The following is a 12,778-nucleotide window of genomic DNA, read 5'->3' on the forward strand; positions in this document are numbered from 1 at the left end:
CGAGCAGCGTTCAGACGCGTATGCCAATCTCGTCGGCGGCGGCGACAAAGGCCCGCTTCGCCGCCTCTCGCGTGCGGGTGCCAGCAAGCGCGGCGGAAACGGTTTCCACTGCTTCCCGGTAGAGCGGGCCGCTGCGCTTGGCATGGGGCCAGTCGACAAGCGCCTCGTAGGCCCCCTTGACGGTGGTCACCTCGCGCTGCGTGCTTTCCGCTCCGATGCGGATCGTGACGGGACTGTCGAACAGCAGGCGATCCATGGCGTCCTCCGAAATTGATTGCGACAAACAACGCGCAGGCATTGTTCAAGTTCCCCGACTTGCAGCGCCCGGGCAACCTTGCCTAAACCTTGTCTGCAATCCAATGTCGCAGCACCGTCAAGAAAATCGACTAGGCGTTGCCGGATCGCATTAGGCATCGTAGCGTGGGCCGAAGCGATTTGGGGGTGTCCATGCGATCCACGAACCCGATCACGTCTGGCGTCCCCAGCACAAGACGGTCACACGCCCTTTCGCCACTCACAGTGTTTGCGCTTTGCCTGACACTGCCCCTCGCCGCCTGCCAGAAGCAGGAAGCAGGGGAGCGCCAGCCGATCATGGTGCGCTCGGTCGAGGTGAAGCTGTCCGATTTCGCGCCAGCCACCTCGCTGACCGGTGTCATCGCCGCACGCACCCTCAACAATCTGTCGTTTCAGGTCGGCGGCCGGGTCGCCGAACGCAACGTGGACACCGGCCAGCGCGTGACAAAGGGCGAGGTGCTGGCCCGGCTCGACCCGCAGGAGCAGCAGTCGGACGTGAGGGCAGCGCAAGCGAGCCTTTATGCGGCAGAGGCGCAGCTCAGGCAGGCGTCAGCGGCCTTCGACCGCCAAAAGACACTTCTCGCCCAAGGTTTTACGACGCGGCGCGACTACGACCTCGCCGACCAGGCGCAGCGCGTCGCCCAAAGCGGCGTGCAGGCGGCACAAAGCCAGTTGGCGAACGCCCAGGATCGACTGACCTACACCGAGCTGAAGGCCGGTGCGAACGGCGTGGTGACGGCCCGAACGGTCGAAGTCGGCCAGGTGGTGCAGGCAGCGCAAACGGTTTTCACCGTTGCCGAAGATGGCGACCGCGACGCTGTGTTCAACGTCGACGAAGCGCTGGTTGCTCGCAATCCGGTGGCGCCAACGGTGAAGATCGCGCTCATTTCCGACCCCAAGATCGAGGCGGCTGGCCAGGTACGCGAGGTCTCGCCGGCAGTCGACCCCGCCTCCGGCTCCATCCGCGTCAAGGTAGCGGTACCCGACACCCCTGCCGAAATGCCGTTGGGGGCAGCAATTACAGGCACCATCGTGTCCGAGCCCGAGCCGTCAATCGTGCTGCCGTGGCAGTCGCTGATGTCCGACAGCGGCAGGCCCGCGGTCTGGACAGTCGACCCCGCGACCAAGGCCGTGACCATGGTGCCCATCGAGGTGAAGTCTTTCGCTTCCGGCATCGTCGTGGTCGCCAAGGGACTGGAAATCGGACAAACAGTGGTCGCGCAAGGGGGCCAGATGCTGAGCCCCGGCCAGATCGTGGAGATCGCGCCATGAAATCCTTCACGCCTTTCGGCATGGTGGTGGCGCTGGCGCTGGCCAGCTGCAGCCAGGAGCAGCCGGCACCCAAGGAGGTCATCCGGCCAGTGCTGTCGCAGGTGGTCCAGCCGCAAGCACACACCGCGCTGGGTTTTGCCGGCACGATCCAGCCCGAGTTTTCGGCAGACCTCGCCTTCCGCCTGCTCGGACGGCTGGTGGCACGCGATGTGAGCGTTGGCGACCAGGTGACCAAGGGAACGACGCTTGCCGCGATCGATCCGCTTTCGCTCGAGCTGGCATCGCAGGCCGCACGCGCAGACCTGTCGACAGCGGAGGCGCAGTTTGCCAATGCTGCCGCCAGCGAAGAGCGCCAGCGCGCGCTGCTCGCCGAGGCCAACACTTCGCAAGCCGTCTACGATTCCGCCAAGCAGGCGCTTGATTCCGCTTCGGCGAATGTCGAGCGCGCGCGTGCCGCCCTTGCCAAGACAGACGAACAGCTCGGATATGCCAGGCTGTTTTCGGATTTCGACGGCATCGTGACGGCGACAGGTGCCGAGGTCGGCCAGACGGTGTCGCCGGGCCAGATGGTGGTGACAGTGGCGCGCTCGGACGCGCGCGAAGCAGTCGTCGACATACCCGACCAGTTGGTCGGCAGGCTCAACAAGGGCGACGAGTTCGAGGTCTCCTTGCAAACGCTTCCTTCGCTGCGCACCACAGCCCACATCCGCGAGATCGCGCCTCAGGCCGATGCCGCCACGCGTACACGACGGGTGCGACTGGCGCTTGACGAACCACCGACGGCCTTCCGGCTCGGATCGACCGTGACGGCATCAAGGGTATCTCGGGCCGACGAGACGATCGATCTGCCACTGTCGGCACTGCATGAAAGAGACGGCAAGCACTTTGTCTGGGTGGTCGACCCCAGTGCGTCGACCGTCAGTCTGCACGGCGTGGACGTGAGGGCAAAGGATGGGGTCAGCTTCACGCTGAACGGCATCGAGCCAGGGACTCGCGTCGTTACGGCAGGCGTGAACAGCCTTTCAGAAGGCCAGAAGGTCAGAATTCCGGAAGGGGCATAGCGTGAAGAGTTTCAATCTTTCCGACTGGGCGCTGAACCACCGTTCGCTGGTCTGGTATTTCATGCTGATCTTCACGATCGCAGGCGTTTTCTCCTATCTGCATCTGGGCCGCGAGGAAGACCCCAGCTTCACCATCAAGACCATGCTGATCCAGGCCAACTGGCCCGGCGCATCGGTCGAAGAAACCACCAAGCAAGTCACCGAGCGCATCGAAAAGAAGCTCGAAGAGCTTGAAAGCCTCGACTACACCCGCAGCGTGACGACCGCGGGCCAGACGCTCATCTTCGTCAATCTCAAGCCGACCACCAAGGCGCGCGACGTGACGCCCACCTGGGTGGAAGTGCGCAACATGATCAACGACCTCCGGCCCGAATTCCCGCAAGGGGTGCAGGGGCCGTTCTACAACGACCGCTTCGGTGACGTGTTCGGCAACATCTATGCCTTCACCGCGGACGGGCTGTCGATGCGCCAACTGCGCGACTATGTCGAGACGGTACGCACGCGCATCCTGAGCATTCCCAATGCCGGCAAGGTCGAACTCGTGGGTGCCCAGGACGAGGTGATCTATCTCGAGTTCTCCACCCGCCAGATTGCCGCCCTCGGCCTCGACCAGCAGGCCGTCATCGAAAGCCTGCAGGCGCAGAACGCGGTGTCGCCGTCCGGCGTGATCCAGGCCGGGCCGGAACGCATCGCGGTTCGTGTCAGCGGCCAGTTCACCTCGGAGGAAAGCCTGCGGGCGATCAATCTGAGGGTCAACGACCGCTTTTTCCGCCTGAGTGACGTGGCCACCATCAGCCGCGGCTACGTCGATCCGCCGACGTCGCTGTTTCGCGTCAACGGCGAGCCGGCGATCGCCCTTGCCATCGGCATGAAGCCCAATGCCAACCTTCTCGATTTCGGCGCGGAGCTGGCGAAGGTGATGGACGAGGTGACCGGCGACCTGCCGATCGGGGTCGGCGTCCACCTCGTCGCCGATCAGCCGGTGATCGTCGAGGAAGCCGTCTCGGGCTTCACCCGCGCACTCTTCGAGGCGGTGGCGATCGTGCTCGCCGTCTCCTTCGTCAGCCTCGGCATGCGCGCCGGTTTCGTCGTCGCGCTGTCGATCCCGCTGGTGCTGGCGATCACCTTCCTGGTCATGGCCTATTTGGGCATTTCGCTGCAGCGCATTTCGCTCGGCGCGCTGATCATCGCGCTCGGGCTTTTGGTCGACGACGCGATGATTGCCGTCGAAATGATGGTGGCGCGGCTGGAGGTCGGCGATTCACTGAGAAAAGCCGCCACCTACGTCTACACCTCGACCGCCTTCCCGATGCTGACCGGTACGCTGGTGACGGTGGCGGGCTTCATCCCCATCGGGCTCAACACCAGCCAGGCCGGCGAATACACCTACACATTGTTTGTGGTGATCGCGGTGTCGCTGCTGCTGTCGTGGATCGTTGCGGTGCTGTTTGCGCCGCTGCTCGGCGTCACGCTCCTGCCGGCGACCATGAAGAAGCATAGCGAGCGGCCAGGGCGTGTCGCCGCCGGCTTCTCGCACCTGCTGCATCTGGCGGTGCGCCGCCACTGGATCACCATCTTTGCCACCATCGCGCTGTTTGCCGCGTCGGTGTTCGGGCTGACCTTCGTGCAGCAGCAGTTCTTTCCGCCGTCGGACCGTCCCGAGCTGATCGTCGATTGGAACCTGCCGCAGAACAGCTCGATCGCCGAGACGCGCGCGCAGATGGAGCGCTTCGAACAGATAGCGCTCAAGGGCAATGCCGACGTCGACCACTGGAGTTCCTACATCGGCCAGGGCGCGGTACGTTTCGTGCTGGCCTATGACGTGCAACCGTCCAATCCCTATTTCGGCCAGACCGTCATCGTCACCAAGGATCTCGAGGCGCGGCACCGGGTGCAACCCGCGATCGAAAAGATCCTGCGCGAGCAGTTCGTCGGCACCGATGCCTTCGTCAAGACGCTCGAACTCGGCCCGCCCGTCGGACGCCCCGTGCAGTATCGCGTCAGCGGCCCCGACATCCAGATGGTACGCACGCTGTCGCAGCAATTCGCCACTGAGATATCGGGTAATCCGAAATTGCAGGCGCCGAGCTTCGACTGGAACGAGCCCTCGCGCGTGCTCAAGGTCGACGTATTGCAGGACAAGGCGCGTCAGCTCGGCATCACGTCGCAAGACATCGCCAGTGCGATGAACAGCGTGGTTGGCGGTGTGTCCATCACCCAGGTGCGCGACGCAACCTATCTAATCAATGTGGTGGTGCGCGCCGAAGAAGCCGAGCGCGGCTCGATCGAGACCCTGCGCAACCTGCAGATCCCCACCGGCAACGGCGAGGCGATCCCGCTCGCCACCGTAGCCGACGTCCACTACGAGATCGAACAGCCGACCGTCTGGCGGCGCAGCCGGATGCCGACCATCACCGTCAAGGCAGGGCTTGTCGGCAACACGCTTCCGGACACCGTCGTTGCCGAGTTGAAGCCTACGGTCGACGCATTCATCGCCAAGCTGCCGGCTGGCTATGCGGTCGCGACAGGTGGCACGGTCGAAGAAAGCGCCAAGAGCCAAGGGCCCATCATCGCCGTGGTGCCGCTGATGCTGTTTGTCATGGCAACCGTGCTTATGATCCAGCTGCAAAGCTTCCAGCGGCTGTTCCTGGTTGTTGCCGTTGCACCCCTGGGCCTGATCGGCGTCGTGGCGGCACTGCTGCCGACAGGGCAGCCCCTGGGTTTCGTTGCAGTGCTTGGCGTATTGGCGCTAGTCGGCATCCTGATCCGCAATTCGGTGATCCTGATCGTGCAGATAGAGGAGCTGATCGCGACCGGCACCGATCGCTGGCACGCGGTGATCGAGGCATCGGAGCACCGAATGCGGCCGATCGCGCTTACCGCGGCAGCAGCCAGCCTGGCGCTTATCCCGATCGCGCGCGAGGTATTCTGGGCACCAATGGCCTATGCGATGATGGGCGGCATCCTAGCCGGAACGGCGATCACGCTGCTGTTCCTGCCCGCGCTCTATGTCGCCTGGTTCAGGCTCGAGGAGCCGGCGGAAAACGCACCCCACAGGGAACCCGCAGAGGCCCCGGCCGCGTAAGCCGGCCCTCGGGTCAGTGCAAACCACCGACGCCGAGCAGGCGCTCGACGACGTCCGGCTGCGCCGCGAGCTCGATGGGCGTGCCCGACCAGGCAACACGGCCACGCTCGAGGATGATGGCGTGGTCGGCGAAATCGAGCGCGCTCTGGATGCGCTGCTCGACCAGCACGACAGTCATCTCACCGCCCGAGGCGAGGTTCGAGAACGCCGCCATCAGCTCCTCGCAGATGACCGGCGCCAGGCCTTCCAGCGGCTCGTCGAGCAACAGTACGGTCGGCTTGCCAAGGATGCTGCGCGCTGTCGACAGCATTTGCTGCTCGCCGCCGGAAAGCTGGGAGCCGAGGTTTTTCCGCCGCTCCTTGAGGCGCGGGAACATGCCATAGGCTTCCTCGATCGCCGAGCGGTCGCGGCCCTTGAGGCCGACGAACAGGTTTTCCTCGACGGTGAGCGAGGGAAAGATGCAGCGCGCCTGCGGCACGTAGCCAAGGCCGCTGCGCGCCCGTGCCGAGCTTTCCTGGCTGCTCATGTCGGTGCCGCCGAGGCGGATCGAACCGCCGTAGCGTTTGGTCTGGCCGGCGATGGTGGCCAGCAGCGTCGTCTTGCCCATGCCGTTGCGGCCGAGCACGGCAAGCCGCGAACCGGCGGGCACCGAAAAGCTGATGCCCTCCAGCACGCGCGTCGGGCCGTAGCCGGCGCTCAGGTCTTTGACTTCAAGCGGCGCTGCGGTCATTGGCGTAGCTTCCGAGATAGGCTTCGCGCACGCGCGCATCCTTGGTGACGTCTTCAGGCGAGCCGTCGAAGATGATGGCGCCGGCGGCGAGAACGATGACACGCTTGGCGAAGCGGAAAACGAGGTCCATGTCGTGCTCGATCATCAGCACGGCCAGGTCGGACGGCAGGCCGGCAAGGGCCGCCTCGATGCGCGGCGTGTCGCTCTGCGGAACGCCAGCCGCGGGCTCGTCGAGCAACAGCACCTTTGGCTTGAGCGCGAGCGCCAGCGCGATCTCCAGCAGGCGCTGCTGGCCATAGGCGATCTCGCTGACCTTGCGGGTGGCGATGTGATCGAGACCGAGCGTACGCAGCAGTTCGGCGACCTCGGCCATGACATCCGGCATCGAATGGTAGTGGCCGAAGATGCGGCCGGTACGACCGGTGCGCTGCATGACGGCGAGTGCGAGATGCTCCTCCGGCGTCATGTCGGGGAACAGGCGCGTCACCTGGAACGAACGCACGAGGCCCTGGCGGACCCGCGGCGTCGGCCCAAGGGACGTGACGTCGTTGCCGCCCAGCATAACCTTGCCGGAATCGGGCTCGAGATGGCCGGTGACCAGATTGACGAAGGTGGTCTTGCCGGCACCGTTGGGACCGATCAGGGCGACCCGGTCGCCGGGGTTCATGGTGATCGAAACGTCCTGCGTGACGGCAAGGCCACCGAAGGATTTTTTCAGGTTTTCGACCTGGAATACCGCGCTCATTTGCCGTCACCCCTAAAACGATCGAGCAGCGTCTGGGCGGAGCCGTAGAGGCCGCGCGGCGCAAACAGCACGACGGCGATCAGCAAGGCACCGACGATGGTGAGCCAGTGGAACGGATTGGCGGCCGAAACGAAGTCCTCGAACCACATGAAGCTGACTGTGCCGATGAGCGCACCGTAAAGCGACCCCGTGCCGCCGAGAACCAGCATGACCAGCGCTTCGGCGGAAAGCGTGAAGCTGAGCGAGTCGAGGCCGACGACCTGGGTCGAGATGGCGTTGAGCGCGCCGCCGACGCCAGCGACCGCACCCGAGATGACATACATCTTGAGCAGCGTGCCCTGCACCGACGCGCCCATGGCGCGGATGCGGATCGGGTCTTCCTTGATACCGCGGCACAGCATGCCGAAAGGCGAACGGGTGATCAGGCGCAGCACAACGAACGCGATCGCTACCAGCGCCACGGCGAAACCGTAGGCCGTGCGGCCCCACAGATCGAAAGCGAACATGCCGAAGATCGGATCGGGCGAGATGCCGGACAGGCCGTCGCTGCCGCCGGTATAGGCGGAGGCCTTGTTGGCGGCCTCGTGGAACAGGTGGACGACGGCGATGGACAGCACCAGCTGCGCCAGCCCATGGCCGCGCAGGATGACGGCACCGGAAACGATGCCGGCTAGCGCACCGCCAATGGCACCGACGACGACCATCAGCAGCGGATCGGTGATGCCGAAATGTACGGCGGCGATTCCCGAGGCATAGGCACCTGCGCCGAACAGCGCGGCATGGCCAAGCGTGGCGACGCCGCAGAAGCCGGTGACGAGATCGATGGACAGGACCAGCAGCGCCACCCCGAGGATACGGGTCAGCAGCGCCAGATTGTTGGGGAACAGGAAGTAGCCGATCGCGGCCACGGCCAGGATCACGGCGAGACCGACGAGGTCGCGCACCAACCAGTTCGGGCGCGTTGCCGCCGGCTTGGCAGCGGAGGTGTTTTCGATGGCAGCCATCTACTTGCTCCTGCCCAACAGGCCGCGCGGGAAGACGCAGACGATTGCAATGACGGCGAGGTAGAAGAAGAACTCGCCATATTCCGGCAGAAGGTAGCGGCCTGACGTGTCGATGGCACCAAGCAGCAGGCAAGCGAGCAGAGCGCCGGGGATGGAGCCGGCACCGCCAACCGAGACGACGACCAGGAAGGTGACCATGTAGCGCAGCGCGTAATAGGGCTCGATCGGCAACAGCTCGGCACCGACGATGCCGCCGAAAGCGGCAAGGCCGACGGCGACCGCGAAGCTCACCGCATAGACGATCTTGGTGCGAACGCCGAGCGAGGCCGCCATGGCGGCATTGTCGACCGAAGCGCGCAGCTTGACGCCGAAAGAGGTCTTTTCGATCAGGAACCACAGCGCGCCGGCAACGGCTACGCCGCAGGCAATGGCAAAAAGCTTGTGGGCGGCAATCGAGCGGAAACCGAGATCGACCGGACCGCGCAGCGCCTCTGGCAATGGAATGGTCTTCAGGGTCGGGCCGAAGACATAGTTGGCAATGCCGATGACACAGAAGGTGATGCCGATGGTCATCAGCACCTGGGTAAGTTCAGGCGCGCCATAGATGCGGCGATAGAGGAACCGCTCGACCGGGATGGCGATGATGATGGTGCCCACCACCGCGACAAGGATGGCCACGCCATAGCCGAAGCCGAGCGTCTGGGTGGCGTAGGAGGCGATATAGCCGCCGATCATGGCAAAAGCGCCATGGGCGAGGTTGACCACGCGCATCAAGCCCATGGTCACCGAAAGTCCAATCGAGATGACGAACAGCACCATGCCATAGGCAAGCGCGTCGATCCCAACACTGAAAACGGTTTGCATCGTTCAATCCAGCAGCGGCCCGGAAACCGCCTCGCGGCGTCCGGGCCCTGTCGTTGGCGTAGCGCTGTTACTTCGCAGCCGCAAGGCCGGGGTCGCCCTGCTTTTCGAAGGTCGCGATTTCCTTGTTGTAGTAGGTGCCGTCGGCGGCCTTGGCGACCTCGCGCAGATAGATGTTCTGCGTCATGTGACGGGTCTCGGGATCGATCGAAACCGGACCGCGCGGGCTTTCCCAGGCAAGGCCCTTGACGGCGTCGACGGCCTTCTGGGCGTCCTGCTTGCCGCCGGTCGCCTCGATCATCTTGTAGATGACGTGCATGCCGTCATAGGCACCGACCGAGGGGAAGGACAGCTCGGCTGGGTTGCCGATCGCCTTGTGGGCTGCCTCGACGAACTTCTTGTTTTCAGCCGAGTCATGCGAGACGGCGTAGTGGAAGGTCGTCAGCAGGCCTTCGGCTGCCTGGCCGAGTGCCGGCAAGTCGGATTCCTGGGTCAAATCGCCCGGTGCCAGGAACTGGACGCCAGCCTTGGCGAGGCCGTTTTCGTTATAAGCCTTGACGAAGCCGAGCGTGGTCGGGCCCGACGGCAGGAAGGCGAACACTGCATCGGCGCCGGAATCCTTGACGCGCTGCATGATCGGGCTGAAGTCGTTGGTCGACAGCGGCATGCGCACGGAATCGACGACCTCGCCGCCTTCGGCAGTGAAGGTGGTCTTGAAGGCGTTTTCGGAGTCGATGCCCGGGCCGTAGTCGGAGACAACCGTGATGACCTTCTTGACGCCGCGCTCCTTGGCGACCTTGGCCATCGGCGCCGAGGTCTGCCAGGTGGTGAAGGAGGTGCGCACGACCAGCGGGCTCTTGGTGACGATCGCCGAAGTGGCGGCGTTCATGACGACCAGCGGCACATTGGCCTGCTCGAGCAGCGGGGTCACCGCCATGGCGTCAGGGGTGAAGTAGAAGCCTGCGAGGTACTGAACACCCTCCTTGACGACCAGTTCCTGGGCCAGCGCCTTGGACTGGGCCGGGTCGGCGGCCGGAAGGTCGCGGTAGACGATCTCGATGTCGTTGTCGCCGACCTTGGAGCCGTTCAGCGCCATGTAGGCGTCGATGCCAGCCTTGAAATTCTTGCCCTGGATCGCGAACGGGCCCGAGAACGGACCAACGACGCCAACCTTGATCGTGTCGGCGAAGGCGGCGCTTGAAAGCGCCAGAACCGCAAGCGCGGCCAAAACAGACTTCTTCAATTTTTCCTCCTTGTGGTCGAGCCGGCGCTGTCGGGCGCGCCGGTCTCGGTATTACCGTATCGTGCCAACTGTCATGCTCGAAACGGTAATGTAAAATGAAAAGAATCGCGCATCCTATAACCTGACGGATATGTGATCTGCTCGACTCGTCGGTAGATCAGTAGGGCAGTCCGACGTAGTTTTCAGCAAGCGAGGCAGACGCCGCCTGCGAGTGGACGAGATAGTCCAGTTCGGCCTCCTGGATACGCTGGCCGAAATCGTCGGTGTCTGGAAAACGGTGTAGCATGGTGGTCATCCACCAGGAGAACCGCACCGCCTTCCAGACGCGCGACAACGCCCGCGCCGAATAGACATCGATGCCCGCGTTCGACTTGTCCTGATAGTATTCGCGCAGGCCCCAATAGAGGTAGCGCACGTCGCTGGCGGCGAGATTGAGGCCCTTGGCGCCGGTGGGCGGCACGATGTGGGCGGCGTCGCCGACCAGGAACATGCGGCCAAAGCGCATCGGCTCGGCAACAAAAGAGCGCAGCGGCGCGATCGACTTTTCGAAGGATGGGCCGGTAACGACGCGCGCTGCAACCTCGGGCGGCAGGCGGCGGCGCAGTTCGTCCCAGAAACGGTCATCGCTCCAGTCCTCGACCTTGTCGTCGAGCGGGCACTGGACATAGTAACGGCTGCGGTGGGTCGAGCGCATCGAACATAGCGCGAAGCCCCTGACGTGATTGGCGTAGATCAGCTCGTGATCGGCCGGCGGCACTTCGGCCAGGATGCCGAGCCAGCCGAACGGATAGGCGCGCTCATAGGTCTTGATCGCGCCTTGAGGCACCGACTTGCGGCTGATACCATGGAAGCCGTCGCAGCCGGCGATGAAGTCGCAATCGATGCGGTGGGTGGCGCCGTCCTTTTCGTAGGTGACGAATGGCGTATCGGTATCGAAGCCTTGCGGCGTGACGTTTTTCGCATCGTAGATGGTGGTCAGGCCTTCGGCCTCGCGCTTGTCCATCAAGTCATGCGTCACCTCGGTCTGGCCGTAGACCATGACGTGCTTGCCGCCGGTGAGCGCTGCCAGATCGATGCGGTGAAGGCGGCCGTCGAAGGCAAGCGATATGCCGTCATGCGGTAGTCCCTCGGCATGCATGCGCGCGCCGGCGCCGGCCTCGTCGAGCAGGTCGACCATGCCCTGCTCCAGAACGCCGGCGCGGACGCGGCCAAGCACGTAGTCGCGGTCGACGCGTTCGAGAATGACGTTGTCGACGCCGCTATTGGCGAGCAGCTGTCCGAGCAGAAGGCCCGAGGGGCCGGAGCCGATGATGACCACTTGCGTACGCATTTGTTATCCTTCTTGCCTCGCTGCCCATCCTTCGCGTGGCCGTTCGGCCAACTCGACAAGGGCGCTTGGTTGCCTGCGCCTCGGGCTAGTTGCCCGCTTTGGCGCCTATGCTTTCGATCTGTCCGGCGAGCGTATTGGCCAACCTTAGAGACGCCGCCGTCGCCACCGCCATCTGCGGCAGGACAAGCCATTCCAGCGTCCAGGCCGCGCCGGAACGCTCCTGTTCATGCACCAGCGCCTGATGCATTCCAGAAAGCTGGGTGGCATTGAAGCGCGCGAGCGTGACCAGCGCTTCGGCCGCAACCGGATTTTGCTTGTGCGGCATCGCCGACGAGCCGCCGCCGCCGCTGAGCGAAATCTCCGAGCCGTCCTGCGCCATCAGTGCCGCATCCTGGCCGAACTTGCCGAGGCTGCCCGTGATCAGCGACAGCAGGCTCGCGAAATCGGCGAGCCGATCGCGCTGACTGTGCCATTGCGGTGCATCGCCGAGGCCGAGCCGTTCGGCCAGCGACTTGCGCACGGCGGCACCCTTGTCGCCAAGCTTTTCCAGCGTGCCGGCGGCACCGCCGAACTGGACGACGAGCAACTCCGGCTTGATGACGGCCAAGCGCGCACGATGACGCCCAAGCGGTTCGCGCCATGCGCGGATGCGGTCCGCGACCGTGATTTCAATTGCCGCCTGCATGCGCGTGCGGCCCAGCAACGGGCGGGCCCCGAACCTTTCATCAAGGACGGAAAGTCTCGCGAGCACTTCGGCGAGCTGGGCGTCAAGGCGCTCGACAACGGCCTTGAGACGAAGCACCAGGGCCGTGTCGATGACATCCTGGCTGGTGGCACCGAAATGGAGCTTGTCGCCATGCGGCGCGCCGACCGCCGCACGCAACTGGCGCACAAGTTCCGGCACGACGACGCCGTCACGAGCGACCGCTTCCTTGAGCGCCGGCACCTCAGGTGCAAACGACGCGAGCGCGGAAACGATGGCCTCGGCGGCATCGCTGCCGATCACCCCGCGCTCCGCCTCGGCTTCGGCGAGCGCACGCTCGAAGGCCAGCATCGCGGCCACTTCCGCTTCCACGGAAAACTGGCGCGCCACCTGCTCGTCGCCGAGCAGGCCTGACAGATAGGGGTGATCGAATGGCGAAACTGTCATGGC

Annotated in this window: 11 protein-coding genes; 3 read left to right on the top strand and 8 right to left on the bottom strand. The window is 64.5% G+C overall.

All coding sequences use genetic code 11. The features are described 5' to 3' along the window. Nucleotides 1–10 precede the first annotated feature (10 nt). Complete coding sequence (locus C8K44_RS23185) at nt 11–256, bottom strand: DUF982 domain-containing protein (protein ID WP_158282781.1); 246 nt, start codon at nt 254–256, stop codon at nt 11–13. Nucleotides 257–447: 191 nt separating this feature from the next. Between C8K44_RS23185 and C8K44_RS23190 the strand changes: the two genes are divergently transcribed. The 3 genes from C8K44_RS23190 to C8K44_RS23200 are packed head-to-tail and all read left to right on the top strand — an operon-like array spanning nt 448 to nt 5,712. Continuing rightward, entirely contained in the window at nt 448–1,566 is a 1,119-nt protein-coding gene (locus C8K44_RS23190) for an efflux RND transporter periplasmic adaptor subunit (RefSeq protein ID WP_109578139.1), read from the top strand. Then, the gene (locus tag C8K44_RS23195; protein ID WP_109578140.1) at nt 1,563–2,627 is read left to right on the top strand and encodes an efflux RND transporter periplasmic adaptor subunit; all 1,065 of its coding nucleotides are present in this window, start codon (nt 1,563–1,565) and stop codon (nt 2,625–2,627) included. Before C8K44_RS23190 ends, C8K44_RS23195 begins: the two co-directional genes overlap by 4 nt. 1 nt (nt 2,628) lies before the next feature. Further along, a complete protein-coding gene (locus tag C8K44_RS23200) occupies nt 2,629–5,712 on the top strand; it encodes an efflux RND transporter permease subunit (protein ID WP_109578141.1) in 3,084 nt (1,027 codons plus the stop codon). Nucleotides 5,713–5,725: 13 nt separating this feature from the next. Here C8K44_RS23200 and C8K44_RS23205 read toward each other — a convergent pair whose 3' ends face one another. From C8K44_RS23205 to C8K44_RS23235, 7 genes are all read right to left on the bottom strand, one after another. Beyond that, nucleotides 5,726–6,442, bottom strand: a complete 717-nt coding sequence (locus tag C8K44_RS23205; RefSeq protein ID WP_109578142.1) for an ABC transporter ATP-binding protein — start codon at nt 6,440–6,442, stop codon at nt 5,726–5,728. Further along, entirely contained in the window at nt 6,423–7,187 is a 765-nt protein-coding gene (locus C8K44_RS23210) for an ABC transporter ATP-binding protein (protein WP_109578143.1), read from the bottom strand. Before C8K44_RS23210 ends, C8K44_RS23205 begins: the two co-directional genes overlap by 20 nt. Next, nucleotides 7,184–8,191, bottom strand: coding sequence for a branched-chain amino acid ABC transporter permease (locus C8K44_RS23215; RefSeq protein WP_109578144.1), 1,008 nt, complete (start codon nt 8,189–8,191; stop codon nt 7,184–7,186). Before C8K44_RS23215 ends, C8K44_RS23210 begins: the two co-directional genes overlap by 4 nt. Then, the gene (locus C8K44_RS23220; protein ID WP_109578145.1) at nt 8,192–9,055 is read right to left on the bottom strand and encodes a branched-chain amino acid ABC transporter permease; all 864 of its coding nucleotides are present in this window, start codon (nt 9,053–9,055) and stop codon (nt 8,192–8,194) included. A gap of 67 nt (nt 9,056–9,122) precedes the next feature. Beyond that, nucleotides 9,123–10,295: an ABC transporter substrate-binding protein gene (locus tag C8K44_RS23225; RefSeq protein ID WP_109578146.1), complete on the bottom strand. Its 1,173-nt coding sequence runs from the start codon at nt 10,293–10,295 to the stop codon at nt 9,123–9,125. A gap of 157 nt (nt 10,296–10,452) precedes the next feature. Further along, nucleotides 10,453–11,625, bottom strand: a complete 1,173-nt coding sequence (gene pobA, locus C8K44_RS23230) for a 4-hydroxybenzoate 3-monooxygenase (protein WP_109578147.1) — start codon at nt 11,623–11,625, stop codon at nt 10,453–10,455. 85 nt (nt 11,626–11,710) lie between these two features. Further along, a complete protein-coding gene (locus tag C8K44_RS23235) occupies nt 11,711–12,775 on the bottom strand; it encodes a 3-carboxy-cis,cis-muconate cycloisomerase (RefSeq protein WP_109578148.1) in 1,065 nt (354 codons plus the stop codon). Nucleotides 12,776–12,778: the final 3 nt, after the last annotated feature.

It is taken from the genome of Aminobacter sp. AP02, from assembly GCF_003148805.1.
In the GTDB taxonomy this organism is placed as follows: Bacteria; Pseudomonadota; Alphaproteobacteria; order Rhizobiales; family Rhizobiaceae; genus Aminobacter.

Coding starts and splice junctions, on each gene's coding strand:
- C8K44_RS23185 (WP_158282781.1), bottom strand. CDS start 256: ATGGATCGCCTGCTGTTCGACAGTCCCGTCACGATCCGCATCGGAGCG.
- C8K44_RS23190 (WP_109578139.1), top strand. CDS start 448: ATGCGATCCACGAACCCGATCACGTCTGGCGTCCCCAGCACAAGACGG.
- C8K44_RS23195 (WP_109578140.1), top strand. CDS start 1,563: ATGAAATCCTTCACGCCTTTCGGCATGGTGGTGGCGCTGGCGCTGGCC.
- C8K44_RS23205 (WP_109578142.1), bottom strand. CDS start 6,442: ATGACCGCAGCGCCGCTTGAAGTCAAAGACCTGAGCGCCGGCTACGGC.
- C8K44_RS23210 (WP_109578143.1), bottom strand. CDS start 7,187: ATGAGCGCGGTATTCCAGGTCGAAAACCTGAAAAAATCCTTCGGTGGC.
- C8K44_RS23215 (WP_109578144.1), bottom strand. CDS start 8,191: ATGGCTGCCATCGAAAACACCTCCGCTGCCAAGCCGGCGGCAACGCGC.
- C8K44_RS23220 (WP_109578145.1), bottom strand. CDS start 9,055: ATGCAAACCGTTTTCAGTGTTGGGATCGACGCGCTTGCCTATGGCATG.
- pobA (WP_109578147.1), bottom strand. CDS start 11,625: ATGCGTACGCAAGTGGTCATCATCGGCTCCGGCCCCTCGGGCCTTCTG.
- C8K44_RS23235 (WP_109578148.1), bottom strand. CDS start 12,775: ATGACAGTTTCGCCATTCGATCACCCCTATCTGTCAGGCCTGCTCGGC.